Annotated in this window: 17 protein-coding genes and 2 tRNA genes; 8 read left to right on the top strand and 11 right to left on the bottom strand. The window is 50.2% G+C overall.

The window, feature by feature from the left end; all coding sequences use genetic code 11:
- Positions 1-431 precede the first annotated feature (431 nt).
- Entirely contained in the window at positions 432-638 is a 207-nt protein-coding gene (locus tag PHQ97_07400; GenBank protein MDD4392555.1) for a hypothetical protein, read from the bottom strand.
- Positions 639-1,309: 671 nt separating this feature from the next.
- On the opposite strand from PHQ97_07400, the gene PHQ97_07395 reads away from it, so the two are divergent.
- Positions 1,310-2,521: an HDOD domain-containing protein gene (locus PHQ97_07395; GenBank protein MDD4392554.1), complete on the top strand. Its 1,212-nt coding sequence runs from the start codon at positions 1,310-1,312 to the stop codon at positions 2,519-2,521.
- A 205-nt stretch (positions 2,522-2,726) separates the two neighbouring features.
- On the opposite strand, the gene PHQ97_07390 is transcribed toward PHQ97_07395, so the two are convergent.
- Positions 2,727-3,986, bottom strand: a complete 1,260-nt coding sequence (locus tag PHQ97_07390) for a competence/damage-inducible protein A (GenBank protein ID MDD4392553.1) — start codon at positions 3,984-3,986, stop codon at positions 2,727-2,729.
- A 397-nt stretch (positions 3,987-4,383) separates the two neighbouring features.
- Between PHQ97_07390 and PHQ97_07385 the strand changes: the two genes are divergently transcribed.
- From PHQ97_07385 to trpA, 7 genes are all read left to right on the top strand, one after another.
- Positions 4,384-5,868, top strand: a complete 1,485-nt coding sequence (locus PHQ97_07385; protein ID MDD4392552.1) for an anthranilate synthase component I family protein — start codon at positions 4,384-4,386, stop codon at positions 5,866-5,868.
- A 16-nt stretch (positions 5,869-5,884) separates the two neighbouring features.
- Positions 5,885-6,472: an aminodeoxychorismate/anthranilate synthase component II gene (locus PHQ97_07380; protein MDD4392551.1), complete on the top strand. Its 588-nt coding sequence runs from the start codon at positions 5,885-5,887 to the stop codon at positions 6,470-6,472.
- A 138-nt stretch (positions 6,473-6,610) separates the two neighbouring features.
- Entirely contained in the window at positions 6,611-7,627 is a 1,017-nt protein-coding gene (gene trpD / locus PHQ97_07375; GenBank protein ID MDD4392550.1) for an anthranilate phosphoribosyltransferase, read from the top strand.
- A gap of 5 nt (positions 7,628-7,632) precedes the next feature.
- On the top strand, positions 7,633-8,424 hold the full coding sequence (gene trpC, locus PHQ97_07370) for an indole-3-glycerol phosphate synthase TrpC (GenBank protein MDD4392549.1): 792 nt from the start codon (positions 7,633-7,635) through the stop codon (positions 8,422-8,424).
- A 129-nt stretch (positions 8,425-8,553) separates the two neighbouring features.
- A complete protein-coding gene (locus PHQ97_07365) occupies positions 8,554-9,258 on the top strand; it encodes a phosphoribosylanthranilate isomerase (GenBank protein MDD4392548.1) in 705 nt (234 codons plus the stop codon).
- Positions 9,258-10,487: a tryptophan synthase subunit beta gene (gene trpB, locus PHQ97_07360; protein MDD4392547.1), complete on the top strand. Its 1,230-nt coding sequence runs from the start codon at positions 9,258-9,260 to the stop codon at positions 10,485-10,487. Before PHQ97_07365 ends, trpB begins: the two co-directional genes overlap by 1 nt.
- Before the next feature lie 61 nt (positions 10,488-10,548).
- Positions 10,549-11,379 carry a tryptophan synthase subunit alpha gene (trpA, locus tag PHQ97_07355; protein MDD4392546.1) on the top strand — a complete coding sequence of 277 codons (831 nt, stop codon included), beginning with the start codon at positions 10,549-10,551 and terminating at the stop codon, positions 11,377-11,379.
- Between the two features lie 127 nt (positions 11,380-11,506).
- Here the strand turns inward: trpA and PHQ97_07350 are convergent.
- The 9 genes from PHQ97_07350 to PHQ97_07310 all read right to left on the bottom strand — a co-directional run bounded on the left by PHQ97_07350 (position 11,507) and on the right by PHQ97_07310 (position 16,605).
- Positions 11,507-11,581: transfer RNA gene (locus tag PHQ97_07350), tRNA-Cys, on the bottom strand.
- 8 nt (positions 11,582-11,589) lie between these two features.
- A tRNA-Gly gene (locus PHQ97_07345) sits at positions 11,590-11,664 on the bottom strand.
- A 58-nt stretch (positions 11,665-11,722) separates the two neighbouring features.
- Entirely contained in the window at positions 11,723-12,289 is a 567-nt protein-coding gene (gene pgsA, locus PHQ97_07340; GenBank protein MDD4392545.1) for a CDP-diacylglycerol--glycerol-3-phosphate 3-phosphatidyltransferase, read from the bottom strand.
- A 25-nt stretch (positions 12,290-12,314) separates the two neighbouring features.
- Positions 12,315-12,959: a fructose-6-phosphate aldolase gene (gene fsa / locus PHQ97_07335; protein MDD4392544.1), complete on the bottom strand. Its 645-nt coding sequence runs from the start codon at positions 12,957-12,959 to the stop codon at positions 12,315-12,317.
- Between the two features lie 105 nt (positions 12,960-13,064).
- Positions 13,065-13,340, bottom strand: a complete 276-nt coding sequence (locus PHQ97_07330) for a YHS domain-containing protein (protein ID MDD4392543.1) — start codon at positions 13,338-13,340, stop codon at positions 13,065-13,067.
- A complete protein-coding gene (gene folK / locus PHQ97_07325; protein MDD4392542.1) occupies positions 13,331-13,873 on the bottom strand; it encodes a 2-amino-4-hydroxy-6-hydroxymethyldihydropteridine diphosphokinase in 543 nt (180 codons plus the stop codon). Before folK ends, PHQ97_07330 begins: the two co-directional genes overlap by 10 nt.
- Before the next feature lie 17 nt (positions 13,874-13,890).
- Positions 13,891-14,718 carry a diaminopimelate epimerase gene (gene dapF, locus PHQ97_07320; protein ID MDD4392541.1) on the bottom strand — a complete coding sequence of 276 codons (828 nt, stop codon included), beginning with the start codon at positions 14,716-14,718 and terminating at the stop codon, positions 13,891-13,893.
- A 74-nt stretch (positions 14,719-14,792) separates the two neighbouring features.
- A complete protein-coding gene (lysA, locus tag PHQ97_07315) occupies positions 14,793-16,046 on the bottom strand; it encodes a diaminopimelate decarboxylase (GenBank protein ID MDD4392540.1) in 1,254 nt (417 codons plus the stop codon).
- A gap of 100 nt (positions 16,047-16,146) precedes the next feature.
- Positions 16,147-16,605, bottom strand: a complete 459-nt coding sequence (locus PHQ97_07310; GenBank protein ID MDD4392539.1) for a hypothetical protein — start codon at positions 16,603-16,605, stop codon at positions 16,147-16,149.
- Between the last annotated feature and the right edge of the window lie 2 nt (positions 16,606-16,607).

Genomic DNA, 16,607 nt, shown 5'->3' with positions numbered 1-16,607 from the left:
ATCATAACTGCGGCCATATTTTGCTGTGCGTAGCCTCGGAGTCCCGCCCGTTGCCGGCGTACGACATGGCGCGATCCGGGGAAAAGATGTCGGGGCCATGAAGCGTTAAGCAGCGCAAACGGTTTGAGGCGTGCCGAGTTTTTGCGCTTTAGATTCATGGGCCCGGCATCCCCCGGATCGTGCTGGAGAAGCCGGCAATGGGCGGGACGGACTCCGTGACATTGTGGCCGCAGTTATGATCAAGCCCTGAAAATGGACAGGTCAGGGGCGCGTTAACAGCGGCGTAAAAATGTATCAAAATTGACGGTTTTAAAAAAAACTCATTAATTGGTATAAATTCCGAATCATCCTGGCCGCTTGTTCAACATCGCCTTTTGAAACCATACGGCCCTCGTCCCGACGTATGAATGAACGGGATAAGGAGGTCATTTTCAATCTTCAGTGGCATCAGCAGCGGTTATTTGATGCACTTTTCCCGACAGCCCTTTATCCGGCAAATCAAAGAGGCCGGGTTGCCAGAATTTCTGATAGGCTTCGCACCTGTGCTTCTGTTTGCAGTTAGCCCGGCAGGCCCTGGGGTTTTTCCGGATCGCATTCTTTTTCCTGGGGCACCATATATAAACTGTGGCTTGTTCCATAATCAACAGCTCTTATTTCCAATGACCTTTCGGAAGCCGTCTCAACCGAAAACAGACGCCCGAAAAGGAACCACGATTTATTAAATTCTTTATCAATAAATTAAATCTCTTTATTTCAACGATTCAGAAAGGTTAAAACGCGCCTGTATTTTGTTTTTATTCAATTGAGTATTTTTCACATCTGACGACAGCATCTGTATCGTAACGATACGGGCGCAATAACTCATGAACGTCATAATATGACTTTAAAAGTCATATCATGCCTGAACTGTGATTCAAAGCAGAAACGGCCCCTGATCATCTTCACCATCAAATTCAATTCAAAGGCACTGTGAATGCAAAATTCGGCATACCCGCACCTCCGCACCAATGGTTGACAACGAAAAACGCTTTTACTTTTACAGAATTTTTGCTTGTCACGAATATATCTATTCCGACGGCTGTACCCGATATTACTTGACGCTTCTGGAAATGAGTCGTAATATAAGGCCGCATCCGGATGCAGGGGCTCAGCGGCCGGTATGTGGTCCTCATCGTACATGGAATTCCCCTTTGCAGTCCGCATTCACAGACAGTGAGAACGGGAAAGATTTGACAACAATGGAAGCTGATGCAGGATTCTGTCGTCAGAGACAACTTCTCAATACGCTTGAAAAGCAAGGAGCTTTTCCATGTATGCTTATGTTGCGCGACAACCCATATTCAATAAAAGCAAAAAAATAAACGGATATGAGCTTCTGTTCCGCGGAGGGATGGAAAACAGTTTCCCTGACGTCGATGGAGATGAGGCTACACTGGAACTCCTTTCCACAACCTTCATGACCACCAATATCAACGATTATACGGGGGGGAAACAAGCCTTTATCAACTTTACCAGAAATCTTCTTGTCAACAAAACCCCCATGCTGTTCCCCAAAGAAACGACAGTGGTTGAAATTCTTGAAACCGTTGATTCCGAGGAAGCTGTTGTCGATGCGTGTCAGCATATTGCACGGCAGGGATATACAATCGCTCTGGATGATTTTGTTTACGACGCAACGCTTTTACCACTGATTGACCTTGCCGATATCATTAAATTTGACTTCAGACAGTCGTCTATTGATAAAATTGTCAGCGATATCCATCAGCTCCCCCGGTATGATCTTAAGCTTCTGGCTGAAAAGGTTGAAACATACGAAGAATTCCAAACGGCCATTGAACTTGGATTTGATTACTTTCAAGGATATTTTTTTTCCAGACCGGAAGTGATCAAAAGGAAAAAACTCTCGCCGGTTAAAATAAACCTGATTCGTATAATGGGAGAGATCAGCCAGAGGCAAGTGGATTACAGCAAACTGGATAATTATATATCCAGCGACGTTTCCCTGTCTTTCAAATTACTTCGCTATGTCAACTCATCTTTTTTTCGGAGAACCTCAGAAATATCATCCATTCAACAGGCCATCATCATGCTGGGAGAAAATGAAGTCAGACGTTTCATTTCTATGATGGCACTGGGAAAACTCTCCGACGACAAGCCAAAAGAGCTGGTCAAAGTATCCTCCATCCGGGCAAAATTCTGCGAACTTCTGACGCTGGCGGCCAAATCAGCCAGCAATCCGAATGAATTGTTCATGCTCGGCTTGTTTTCACTTATTGATGCGATTTTAGACATTTCGATGGAAACCATTATGGATGATCTCCCCCTTTCCAATCAGCTGAAAGATGCTTTAATAAAAAACCAGGGTTTCGAATTCTACTTCTTAAGACTGGCGATCTCTTATGAAAAAGGCGATTGGAGTGACGTTACATTCTGCTCGAATATTCTGGATATCCCTGAAAATCAGCTACCGGATTTATACCTGGATGCCCTTAAATGGGGGGATATGGTTGTGAATCTGTAGGGAAGGTAAAAAAAGGACTGAGTGCTGGGGACTGAGTGCGGAAGGGCAGAGGCCAAATATTTCGCTACTCTTTACTCTATGCCACCTTCTAAACTTTCCCCTGATTTCTTATATTCTACATCATAAACATAGTACTAAGCCAGCAGCTTTTTTTACGCTCCTTACTCCTTACTTTCTCTACCCCCCCGACCTCAGTCCTTTCCCCTCAGTCCTCTTCCCTTTCCCCCACCAGCTCCCGTCGCAACAGATCCAGAGCTTTCATGGCAAATACTTCTTTATTCATGTTTCTCATTCCGTAGTTGTACTGAAACCGGTACCCTTTGGCATATCGGGGTGTTGCCAGACCGATGCAGACGGTGCCAACCGGCTTTTCTTCGCTGCCTCCGTCAGGGCCTGCGATACCGGTCGTTGAAATGCCGTAGACTGCACCGGAAATACGCCGGGCCCCTTCTGCCATTTCCTTTGCGGTCTGTTCATGGACAGCGCCGCAGGTATTGATGGTTTCGGGGGATACACCGAGCACGTTGATCTTGGCCTCATTGGAATAGGTTACCCCGGAAAACAGAAAATAATTCGAACTTCCCGGAACACTGGTCAGCCAGTGAGCAATCAGCCCCCCCGTACAGCTTTCGGCGACTGCAACCGTGGCATTATGAGATGTCAGCAGCTTTCCGATTTCTTCTTCCATGGGATCCCCGTCAAGCGAATACATCCATTTGCCTAACCGGTGAAATATCCATTCAGCGGCAGCCTCCGCACGGGCATTCAACCGGACGGCATCTTTTCCGCGTGCATATACTTTTATCTGAACCTCCGGAAAATGCGCTCGGTAGCCCAGTTTAAGATCCGGAAAATATTCATCAAACCCGTCAAGCTCCCGGTTGGCATCCGATTCCCCCACGCCAAACAGCCCCATGGTCCTGACCTGATAGACATATCGATCCGCTCCCGAGAGCTTGACGATTTGCGGAAGGACCGCATCGGAAAGCATCCAGCGCATTTCATGGGGGACACCCGGCAGACAGAAAAATACACACCGGCCGATTTTCATGCTCAATCCCGGGGCTGTACCCACACGGTTCACCAGACACCGGGCGCCTTTCGGAAGCAGGGCCTGTTTCTTATTCGTATCGGTCAAAGGCCTTTTTCGAATTTTAAAAAATTCCTCCATGGATACCAGCGCATCCGGGTCAATCGTCAGTTCCACCCCGGCGGCCGCTGCAGCTGCCTCGGATGTCAGGTCATCGGTTGTCGGGCCCAGTCCTCCGGTCATAATGGCAATATCAGCCCGATCGCCGATTTCCTTCAGAATGGAAACCAACATATCAAAATCATCCCCTACACAGCTGTGACGAACCACGTCCACACCTGTCTCTTCCAGTTTCTGAGCGATATAGGCAGAATTCGTATCCACAAGTGAACCCGTACGAATTTCATCTCCGGTCGACAAAATTTCTGCAATCATATTGAAGTGCTTTCGGTTGAATGGGTTAAGCGTTTAAGGTATGGGTTGTCCTCTGTCCTCATTTTTTTTACAGTAATCCAATCCGAAACAGTTATCAAATAAATTTCTTGACAAGGGTCTACACTTCAGGCAAAATTTGTAAAAAAATTAATGAGGGCACAGAATATGATTTACAATCAGACAACTCAAAATTCCAAGGTACAAAACTGGTGGTGGCAGGCTCATACCCATGGGAATGCCGATCGAGCCATATGTGTCTGATGTAATCTTATAATAAAGTCAACCCGGCCGTGAGCATCCCCGATGCTCACGGCCTTTTTTATTGGTACCCCCCCAAGGGCCGTGAAGATTTCACGGCCCTTTTTTATTTTTAATCATTAAAATAACAGGTCATGCCATGTTTTTAAAACAGTTTCCCGATCCGCTTCAATTCAAACAGTTGTCCCGACAATACAACGTTGTCCCGGTATATGCCGAAATCCTGGCTGATATGGAAACCCCGGTATCGGTGTTTAAAAAATTGTACCGGGACCAGGGGCCTGCGTTTTTGTTTGAAAGTGCCGAAGGCGGTGAAAAATGGGGACGCTTCAGCTTTATCAGTGCCTCCTCATTCTGTGATATCCGTATTTTTAAAGAATTTGTTGAAATCCGTAAAAATGGCACGACCCGTCAGATCCCGCACCAGGGCAATCCGCTTTCGGTCCTGAAAGATATCATGGGCCGGTACAAAAGACCGGCCATGCCGGATCTGCCACGGTTCTGGGGCGGGCTGGCCGGTTATATCACCTATGAGATGGTGTCATTTTTTGAAGCCATCCCCAACACCGTACCGGAAGACACGCCACTGGCACATTTCATCATCCCGGATGTGCTGCTGGTTTTCGATAACATCCGGCACACCCTGCTGGTGATTGCGATCGCTTTTCTGGAAGACCACCCGGTTGCCGGACGCGCTTACCAAGAGGCCACCGGCAGAATCAGAAACCTGATCGGAATCATCAAACAGCCATTGCCGGATCAATCCGTTGCTGAGGGTCCGAAACATTTTCAATTAAAGGCTGATCTCGAGCCGGAACAGTTCCGAAAGCAGGTTACCACCGTCAAGGACCATATCCGGGCCGGCGATGTCATTCAGACCGTTATCTCCCAGTCTTTCAGCTGCAACGAGCTGCCCGATCTTTTTGAACTTTACCGTGCACAGCGCTACATCAATCCTTCACCCTATCTGTATCTGATGCATCTGGGCGATATTGCACTGGCAGGCTCTTCACCGGAAACCATGGTCCGTCTGGAAAATTCGGTAGCCACATTAAGACCCATTGCCGGCACCCGGCCCAGGGGAAAAACCGAAAAAGAAGACAGACGCCTGGCTGATGAACTGTTGCGGGATGAAAAAGAACGGGCCGAGCATCTGATGCTGGTGGATCTGGGAAGAAATGATCTGGGGCGTATTGCCGAAACCGGGACCGTTCAGGTGTCTGATCTCATGGTAGTGGAACGCTACTCCCACGTGATGCATCTGGTCTCCAACATCAACTGCCACTTAAAACCCGAGTACGACGCATGGGATCTGCTTCGGGCGGTTTTTCCGGCCGGCACGCTCAGCGGAGCCCCGAAAGTCCGCGCCATGGAAATGATTGCCGAACTGGAACAGGACGTCAGAGGCCCGTACGGAGGCGCGGTCGGCTACATATCATTTGACGGCAACATGGATATGGCCATCACCATCCGTACCGCCTGCATCCGCAATAACCGCCTTACGGTTCGGGCCGGTGCCGGGATCGTGGCGGATTCAGATCCTGAGACCGAACGGATCGAAACCGTCAACAAGGCCAGGGCCATCGAAAAAGCGCTGGAACTGATGCAGCAGAAGATACGATAAGGGGGGGGCATTCATCATGATCGTAATGATCGATAACTATGATTCTTTCACCTATAACCTGGTACAGTATATTGAACAACTCGGCGAATCCGTGACCGTTATCCGAAACAATGCGGCAACCCTGGACGATCTTCACCGGCTGAACCCATCGGCCATCGTCGTATCCCCCGGCCCGGGCCGACCCGAGACCGCCGGCCTTTCCATACCTGCCATCCAGAGCTTTTCAGGCAAAATCCCGATCCTTGGCGTTTGTCTCGGGCATCAGTCCATTGCCATCGCCTTTGGCGGAAAAGTCGTATCAGCCAGGCATCTGATGCACGGAAAAACATCCGCCATTTCATCGGACGAAAAAGGTCTCTACGCCGGTATCCGCTCACCGTTTCAGGCCATGCGGTATCATTCCCTGGCGGTCTGCAGGCAGCATCTGCCTCAATGCCTTGAGATCACATCAGAGTCTGACGACGGAGAAATCATGGGCATCCGCCACAAAACCCATCCCACCGAAGGCATCCAGTTCCATCCGGAATCCATCATGACCCCGGTGGGGAAACGATTGTTAAGAAATTTTCTCAAGAACAGTCATGAGTCGGGGAAAAGGGTATAGGTATGGGGTATGGGGTGCAGGGCAATTCTATATGATAAACCATTTGCCTTCACTAATGACCCTCGTTCCAACTTAACCATATACCATTCACCATATACCATTTCCTCTTATCTCACATACACGAAAAGGAGAATTTACATGTTTACCAGATATCTAAACACAATTATCCAGGGAAATACATTATCAGAATCACAGATGTCTCAACTGATGGATGAGATTTTTTCAGGCCGGGTCTCCGATATCCGGATCGGTGCTTTTATGGCGGCACTGGCAACCCGGGGCGAAACCTTTGAAGAACTTGCCGGGGCCGCAAAGGCCATGCGCAGAAAAGCACTTCGCATTCAAACGCCCGGCGCCACGGTTGTGGATACCTGCGGAACCGGAGGCGACACGGCCGGCACGTTTAACATCTCCACTACCGCTGCCTTTGTGGTCGCCGGATGCAGCGTTACCGTGGCCAAACACGGAAACCGGTCGGTTACCAGCAACTGCGGAAGCGCCGACCTGCTCGAGGCATTGGGCGTAAAACTTGACACCGTCCCGGAACTGGTCGAAGAGGCGGTATCCGATATCGGTATCGGCTTTTTATACGCGCCGCTGTATCACAGCGCCATGCGCTTTGCCGCCGGTGCCAGAAAAGATATAGGAATTCGCAGCATCTTCAACATGCTGGGGCCGCTGACCAACCCGGCCGCTGCAAACTGCCAGCTGGTCGGCGTATACAATCCGCAGCTGACGGAAATGTTTGCAGGGGCGCTTCGACTGCTCGGAAGCCGCCGTGCCTTTGTCGTCCACGGTCATGATGGTCTGGATGAAATTTCGGTCTGCGCCCCCACGCGGGTATCCGAACTGAACCAGGACCGGATCCGAACCTATGATTTATATCCGGAAACGTTTTTCGGAAAAACGGCCGCCCCCGAAGACCTTGCGGGGGGTGATCCTGAAACAAATGCCGATATCACCCGGCGCATCCTGAACGGCGAAAAAGGCCCGAAACGGGATATCGTTCTGATCAATGCCTCGGCGGCGCTGGTTGCCGCCGGGAAAGCCGAAAATCTAACCGACGGTATCCGCCTGGCCGAAGTATCCATTGACAGCGGAGCTGCATCAGAAAAACTCATCGCCCTGATTCAATTTACCCGGAAAAACGGATAACACTTATGGCCACCGATATTCTTCAGCAAATCGTCGATCATAAATTCTCGGAAATCAAGGCGGCTAAAATCCGGCTACCGGAAAAACAGCTTCAGCAAATGGCCTGTTCCGCAACTCATGATCAAAAGTCGCTGTTTAATGCGCTTCAACACCCCACCGGATCCGGCAGCCGTATCATCGCGGAAATCAAACGGGCCTCGCCTTCAAAAGGAATCATACGGCCGGATCTGGACCCGGCATTTTACGCAACGGCATACGAGCAGGCCGGCGCCTCCGCCATATCCGTACTGACCGAAGAGCGGTTTTTTCTCGGCAGCTGCAATGATCTCAAAACCGCCAGAAACGCGACAACGCTTCCGATACTTCGAAAAGATTTTATCATTTCAACGTATCAGCTCTATGAATCCGTCCTCATGGGCGCCGATGCCGTGCTTCTCATCGTCAGGATCCTGTCCAGAAAGCAGCTTGATGACTGTCTTCGGATAACGCATGAACTGGGAATGGACGCCCTGGTCGAGGTACATTCCGAAACGGATCTTGAAGCCGCTTGCCTTGCAGGCGCCCGGCTGATCGGAATTAACAACAGAAATCTGAAAACATTTGAAACCGATATCCGCACCAGCATGCAGATGGTATCCAGGCTTCAATCCGGTCAGGTCCCTGTGGCCGCCAGCGGAATCCACACCCGCAAGGACCTTCGGCACATCCGACAGGCCGGAATAGCCAACGCATTGATTGGAGAAAGTATCGTACGGGCCGAAGATCCCGGAGAGTTTATCAAACATCTCCTGTCATAAAAAAACGGGCTGAGTTAAGAGAAAAGAGGCCGCATAACTATTTTCTCTTAACCCTATACCCTTTACCCTTTACCCTTTACCCTTTACCCTTTACCCTTTACCCTTTACCCTTTACCTGAAAGATACCATATGGAACCTCAACAGCCAGAACATATTTTCACTTTACACCGGCCCCAGGTCAAAATATGCGGACTCACCCGTATCCGTGATGCGGTTGCCTGCGTCAAAGCCGGGGCCGATGCCATCGGTCTGGTATTTTACCCGAAAAGTCCGAGGCATCTGAGCGATGAGCGGGCGATGCGGATCTGCATCGGCCTGCCCCGAACCGTTTATACCGTCGGGGTGTTTGTAAACGAATCCTTTTCAGCCATCATGCGACGGGTGGATTGCTGCGGCCTGAAAGCGGTCCAACTTCACGGGCAGGAATCCCCGGCGCTTGCGGGCCGTCTTCGCCACCAGAATCTGGTGGTTATCAAAGCGCTTTTCATCCATGGCGTTCCCGATATCAGCCTGGCCGCAGATTATCCGGCATCGGCATTTCTGGTCGAAAGCGGAAAAGGGCCGCTTCCGGGCGGCAATGCACTCGCATGGGACTGGAATGCCGTCAAGGATTTTTCCACAAAATTTCCCGCCATTCTGGCCGGAGGACTCTGCCCGGATAATATTGCCCGTGCAGTTTCAGCCGCACATCCGGATGCCGTGGATATCAGTTCCGGTGTCGAGTCAACGCCAGGGCAAAAGGATCACAAAAAAATAACCGCACTGATGAACGCACTTTCTTATCAGGCTTCCGCCATCCGGCCGGAGGCTAATTCATTAAGGAGAATATTTTAATGCAAACGCAGCACACCCCTCAAAACCTGCCGCATCCATCCCCCGGAAAGCGCCCGGATTCTTTTGGCCACTTCGGCCCCTATGGCGGACGATACGTTGCAGAAACCCTGATGCCGGCCATTCTTGAGCTTGAAGAGGCCTATCGCAACCTTACTCCCAAAGCCGATTTTCAAACGGAATTAAGCGATCTTCTTCAACATTACGCAGGCCGCCCCACCCCGCTGTTTCATGCCAGACGGCTCAGCCGGCACCTGAACGGCGCCTCCATTTTTCTCAAACGGGAGGATCTGGCCCATACCGGCGCCCATAAAATCAACAATACCATCGGTCAGGCACTGCTGGCCCGGCATATGGGAAAACATAAGCTGATTGCGGAAACCGGCGCCGGCCAGCACGGTGTGGCCACCGCAACGGCTGCCGCTCTTTTCGGAATGGAGTGCAAGGTATTCATGGGCTCCGAAGACATCCGCAGGCAGCAGCCCAATGTCGAACGGATGAAACTTCTGAAAGCGGAGGTCATCCCGGTGGACTCGGGTACCGGAACATTGAAAGACGCCATGAATGAGGCCATGCGGTACTGGGTCGGTGCAGTTCGGGACACCTTCTATGTGATCGGGTCTGTTGCCGGCCCTCACCCCTACCCGGTCATGGTCCGGGATTTCCAGAAAATCATCGGGGAAGAAGCCCGGCGGCAGATAATCCAGCAGACCGGAAGCCTGCCGGATAAGCTCATTGCCTGTGTGGGCGGAGGCAGCAACGCCATGGGACTGTTTTATCCCTTTTTAAATGATCCGGTAGATATAACGGGCGTTGAAGCTGCCGGAAAGGGCATTGAGACTGGAAAACACGCCGCCACGCTGGGCGAAGGATCGGTGGGGGTACTTCACGGTTCCAAATCCTATGTGCTTCAGGACCCGGACGGCCAGATCATGGAAGCCCATTCCATTTCCGCAGGACTGGATTACCCGGGCGTCGGGCCCGAGCACGCCTTTTTAAAAGACAGCGGACGGGCAACCTATGTCTCGGTTACCGACGGGCAGGCGCTGGAAGCGTTTCACATGCTGTGTTCTCTGGAAGGCATCATTCCGGCACTGGAAAGCTCCCATGCGCTGGCCTGTGCGGTCACCGAAGCCCCCAGGCATACCGACGACTACAAGATCGTTGTCAACCTGTCCGGGCGCGGCGACAAGGATCTTGAAATTGTCTTGGAAAAAGGGATGAAGAAATGAGGGATGAGAAGGATGAGAAGGACTCACGACTCACGACTGATAAAAAATCAAGGAGCACATCATGACACAACGATTAAAACATACATTTGAGAAACTTAAAAAGCAGAACGCCTCTGCACTGGTCGGTTTTGTGACAGCCGGGGACCCGAATCCAACTGAATCGCTCAACATTATTCTTGCCATGTGCGATGCCGGACTCGACGTGCTTGAACTCGGCATCCCGTTTTCAGATCCTACGGCAGACGGGCCGGTAATTCAGCGATCTTCAGCACGGGCACTTACCCGCGGCGGCAATGTAAGCGCCGTGCTTGACCTGACGCGACGGCTTCGGAACCGCATACAGATACCGATCATCCTGTTTACCTATTACAATCCCATCCTGGCGTACGGAATCCGGCCATTTTATGAAGATGCCGCATCATCCGGCGCTGACGGGATACTGGTGGTGGATCTTCCGCCGGAAGAATCCCATGAAATGACCGCCATGGCTCCGGCAGATCCTCTGCCGCTGATCCGCCTGATTGCTCCGACAACGCCACCGGAGCGAATGGGCATGATTGCCCGGGACGGCGCCGGATTTTTGTACATGGTTTCAAAAACCGGGGTTACCGGAAGTGGGGGCCTGGACACGAACGAAATCCGGCATCAACTCAAAGCCCTCCGGACAGTCACATCCCTTCCCGTCTGTGTCGGATTCGGAATATCCACACCGGCTGATGTGGCATCGGTCTCAGCCATTGCCGATGGCGTGGTGGTCGGAAGCGCCTTTGAACGGCTCATTGAAGAAAATCTGGGCAATCCGGAGCTTCCCTCACGCATGGGCAGGAAAGTCGCCGAATTCAAAGCAGCCACGGGAAGGGATGAAGCTGAGGGAGTAGGGAGTAAGCCGTAGGCAGCAGGTAGGAAAAAAAACGGGTGGCAGGGTGCAGCGAGAGTTAAAATAAAAAACAGAGTTGTCTCATGAGGATAAAAACAGAAAAGGGGTTACAGTATGAGCTGTAACCCCTTGAATTTTTCTTTGGAGGCGGCATCCGGATTTGAACCGGAGAATAAAGGTTTTGCAGACCTCTGCCTTACCACTTGGCTATGCCGCCATAAAAAATGGAGCGGGAAACGGGATTTGAACCCGCGACTTCGACCTTGGCAAGGTCGCACTCTACCACTGAGTTATTCCCGCTCAGTGAAAACGAAACTAAAATATACTTTTTCTCCTTAAAAATGTCAAGATAATTTTTTCAGGAAAAAAGCAATTTTCTAAATCTTATGAAGTAGTCTGCCCCGGACAAAACGGTTAACCCCAGCGCTACCCATAAAAACACCAGGCCGATACCGTGAAAATCTATCTCAAAATAGCTGTAATGTATCAGCAGAGGTATAATGGCGGCAATCTGAAAACCGGTTTTATATTTGCCGAGCCGAGAGGCTGAGACATCGGCTTTATTTTCAACCACGATGATCCGCAGTCCGTTTACCGCCAGCTCTCTTCCTATAATAATACACACGATCCAGGCCGGTATCCATCCGTAGGATGACATCATGATAAAGGCGGATGACACCAGCAGCTTATCGGCCAGCGGATCCATGATCTTTCCGAATGTCGATACCAATCCGTGCCGCCTGGCAACATATCCATCCAGATAATCCGTTATCGCCGCCAGACTGAATAAAATGGCAGCCAAAAACGTACAGGTCCGATTCGGGTACAGCATCAAGGCCACAATACCCGGAATGGCAGCGACACGATAAAGCGTCAGGCTGTTGGGATGGTATAATTTTTTTCTGATATCATTGCCATTTAACATAATTTTTTACATACTGGGCGCAGTTTTATTTCCGAGTTTTTTTCCAGTCATCAAGAAACGTTTGTATGCCCTTGTCTGTCAAGGGATGTGCAGCCAGGCTGCTGAGAATTTTAAACGGAATTGTTGCAATATGCGCACCGATTCTGGCGGCCTCCAGAATATGAAGCGGGTTACGGATGCTGGCCACAATCACCTCGGTTTCAAACGCATAGTTCTGATATATTTCCATAATCTGCTCAACCAGCAACATGCCTTCATGAGAGATATCATCCAGCCTTCCCACAAAAGGGCTGACATAAGTTGCACCGGCTTTTGCCGCCATCAGCGCCTGAAGTGGAGAAAAAACCAACGTAACATTGGTTTTTATACCTTCTTCGGTCAGCTGCCGCGTTGCCTTGAGTCCATCAATTGTCATGGGAATTTTGACGACAATATTGGTATGTATTTTTGCCAGATGCCTGGCTTCTTTGATCATGCCTTCTGTATCCAGGCTGATCACTTCCGCGCTGATAGGACCATCCACGATTGCGCAGATGTCCTTGATGATCTCTTCAAAATCACGGCCTTCTTTGGATATCAGAGACGGATTGGTGGTGACGCCATCCACCATACCCATGTTGTGTGCTTCTTTGATTTGATCTATATTCGCCGTATCAATAAAAAACTTCATCAGACTATCTCCTGAGTTTCTTTCAACCTGCAGAATATTCTCCCGCAGCCGGTTCTATCTACCATATGCGTGTCAACGAGTGCCTGCCGGATTTTCGTTCGCGCACTACCCCTCACGTTTACCGTTTAATGCGATAAATTTATCTCTGCACGCTTTACTGCAAAAATACAGATTTTTCCCCTCAAATTCGAGATGTATCCCGGTTCGCTTCGGAAAGTATACATTGCAATACGGATCTTTGACCATCACATCATCCAGCTGCCGAGAGCTGGCATTGTCCGGATCATCATTCCCGTCCATTCCGCCCTTCGGGGCCAGTGCCCGGGGCTTAATGGCCTGATAAATCAAATAAATGAGCAAAGCGAGAAGAATTAACCGCATGGATACTCAATAATCCTCTGCCTGGTGTGATCCAGCTGATCCAGCAGATATTTTGCATCTGCGTTAAATACCGGATGTATGACACTGGGGTCTATATCACAAACAGGCTGCAAAACAAAGCGCCTTTTGTGCATTCTGGGATGAGGAACTACCAGATCGGAAGTGTTGATGACCATATCCTCAAACAAGATAATATCCATATCCAGTATTCTGGGCCCGAATCGGATAGCCGCTACCCTGCGCCCGGCATCACGCTCAATATCTTTAAGGCGTTTTAACAGCCGGAAAGGATCCAGCGCTGTTTCAATCTTGATAACGACATTTGAAAACCACTCCTGATCCGCATAATCCACCGGTTCTGTCAAATAAAACGAAGACTGTGCAAGCAGCACATTGCACCCGGACTGAATCAGTTTATCGATTCCGTATCGGCAGTTTTGAACTTTGTTTCCGCTATTTGATCCAATGCTGATATACGCGGTGTGGGAATCTCCAAAAAAGTTCATTCCTGACGTTTGAGATGTAACAGACATCGCATCGCTACTCCTCATCAGTAATTCCATGCATCTTTGCAGAGTTGCGCTGTGTATATCAGCCGGGCATCTCCTTCAAGGTAAACATCAGAAAATCTGCCGTCATGTTTCTTGAAATAAACGGTAAGCGTGGCACCGCTCCGGGTGATGACATCGATTGGCGAGATCATCACGCCGCGGGATGCCATAATGAGCGCTGCGGCAACAGAACCTGTGCCACAGGCCAGCGTTTCATCCTCCACGCCCCGCTCGTACGTCCGGATTCCAATAGTGTTATCTCCCCGCGGACAGACAAAATTTACATTGGTTCCCGCCGGGGCATAGTCCTGGTGATATCGAATTTCACTGCCCCGCTGAACTACCTGGACAGCATCAAGATCATCAACGGGAATCACGGCGTGCGGGACCCCGGTATTGGCACTGCCCAGCGTCACAGGTCCGCTTTTTAATTCAACGGAATAATCGGTCTTCAGATCCACCGGATCGGTCATCCGGATCTTAACCCGACCATCGGTGACCCGGGCGGAAATAATTCCGGCATCGGTTTCAAACGACATGTCCTTTCCGGCGATACCGTTTAACCAGGCAAAACGTGCGGCACATCGTGCCCCATTTCCGCACATCTCAGCGATGCTCCCGTCGGAATTAAAAAACCGCCATTTAAAAGCAACGGCATCGGACCTTTCGATAAGGATGAATCCGTCAGCGCCGATGGACATCTTCCGGCGGCAAATTTTGGATATAACCTCGGTCAGGCAGGTTTCATCGACAACCCGATCGCGGTTATCAATAATAATAAAATCATTGCCGCTTCCACTCATTTTGTAAAACGTGATATTTTCCATTTGCCCGTTATCTGTTTCTGTTATCTGTTATCAGTCGTGAGTCGTGAGTCGTTTCAGTTCTCTGATCTCTATTTTTAGATAAACGCCGGCACAGACTCACCGGCAATCAGGTCCTCATAATTCTGCCGGGCCTTTACAATCTGATATTCACTGCCCTTGACCATCACCTCAGCCACTTTAAGCCGGGAGCAGTAATTCGATGCCATGGTAAACCCGTACGCCCCGGCACTCATGACCGCAAGCAGGTCTCCTTTTGCCACATCTGTCATCCGTCGGTCCTGAGCCAGAAAATCAGCGGATTCACAGATGGGTCCGACCACATCCGCTTTAATCTCGACGCGTTCGGTCTTTTCAACCGGCTGAATGCCATGATAGGCTTTGTATATGGCCGGGCGCAACAAATCATTCATTCCGGCATCTACCACAACAAAATCCCTGGACTCGCCGGTTTTCCGGTACAGCACCCGGGTTACCAGTATTCCGGCATTTCCGACAATGACTCTGCCCGGCTCAAGGATAAGCTTGACCGGCACATCTTTCAGCACGTTCACAAAGGGGCTGGCATAATCCCCCGGAGCCAGCGGATGTTCATCATCGTAAACAATTCCCAGGCCGCCCCCCATGTCCAGATATTTAATGCTGATCCCTGATGCTTTAAGCGCATCCATCAGGATTTTAATACTGTTGAGGGCATCCTTAAACGGTTCAGGATCGATAATCTGAGAGCCAATGTGACAGTCGATACCGACCACTTCGATATGTTCCATCTGTGCAGCCAGCTTATAGCCTTCGACGGACGTTTTGATGTCAATGCCGAACTTGTTTTTTTTCAGACCCGTTGAAATATACGGATGCGTTTTAGGATCCACATCGGGATTGACCCGGATGGCAATCGGCGCTTTTCTGCCCAGAAGGCCGGCCCTCTGATTGATAAGCGACAGCTCCTCAAGGGATTCTACGTTAAACATCAATATGCCGGTTTCCAGGGCATAATCAATCTCATCAACGCGCTTGCCCACACCGGAATAAACGATATGATCCGGACGGAACCCGGCCTTCAGGCCTCTGAAAAGTTCTCCGCCAGACACGATATCCAAACCGCTTCCAAGTCCCCTGAAAAGGGATAATACCGCCAGATTGGTATTCGCCTTTGCCGAAAAACAAACCAGACGGTCAATGCCCTTGAAGGCCTTGTCAAAGGTTTCAAAATGCCGTTTCAGCGTCGCATGGCTATACAGATAAAATGGCGTTCCCACCTTTTCAGCCAGGTCCCTGATAGCGATATCTTCACAATACAATTGCCGATTTCGATAGGTAAAATGATGCATTCGTCATCCTGATATACAGTGGTGAGTCGTCAGTCGTCAGTCATGAGTCGTGAGTCTTCAGCCGTGGGTTATGGGTTATCATTATTTTTTTCTTCTGCCGTCAATATTTAAATTCCACATAATTGGAGTCAGCGCCTGACGCGTTCCCGTCTGACCGGGGTGAAACCTTGTACACATATTGGCAGAATTTTTCAAGCACTTCCGAATAGACCATTTTGCCTGCGAAACGTTTATCCGGTTTTCCGGTCCCGATCGGTAAATCCGCCACCGGTTTGAACATTACCGGGCAACCCTGACACACCTCACCGGAAAGTGACACCCGGGATCTGTATACGACAAACCCGGTCCAGCTGCCTTTTGCGCTGTGGAACTGCTCCGGAACCGTCCATTCCAGCTTCAACATGTCCTGATCGATAGAATAGCTTAAATCGGTCACCCCCGGGGGAGGGTCGAGGCCAGGCATGACGGGAAGTCCTTTTTTACCACATGATACCAGGAACACCGCACTGACTGCCAGCAGGATAAAAACCGCTGTTTTAAAGGGGTTTGTTGGGTTCATAG

Source organism: Desulfobacterales bacterium (assembly GCA_028704555.1).
Classification (GTDB): Bacteria; Desulfobacterota; Desulfobacteria; order Desulfobacterales; family JAQWFD01; genus JAQWFD01.
This window is presented reverse-complemented; position numbering and strand designations above follow the sequence as displayed.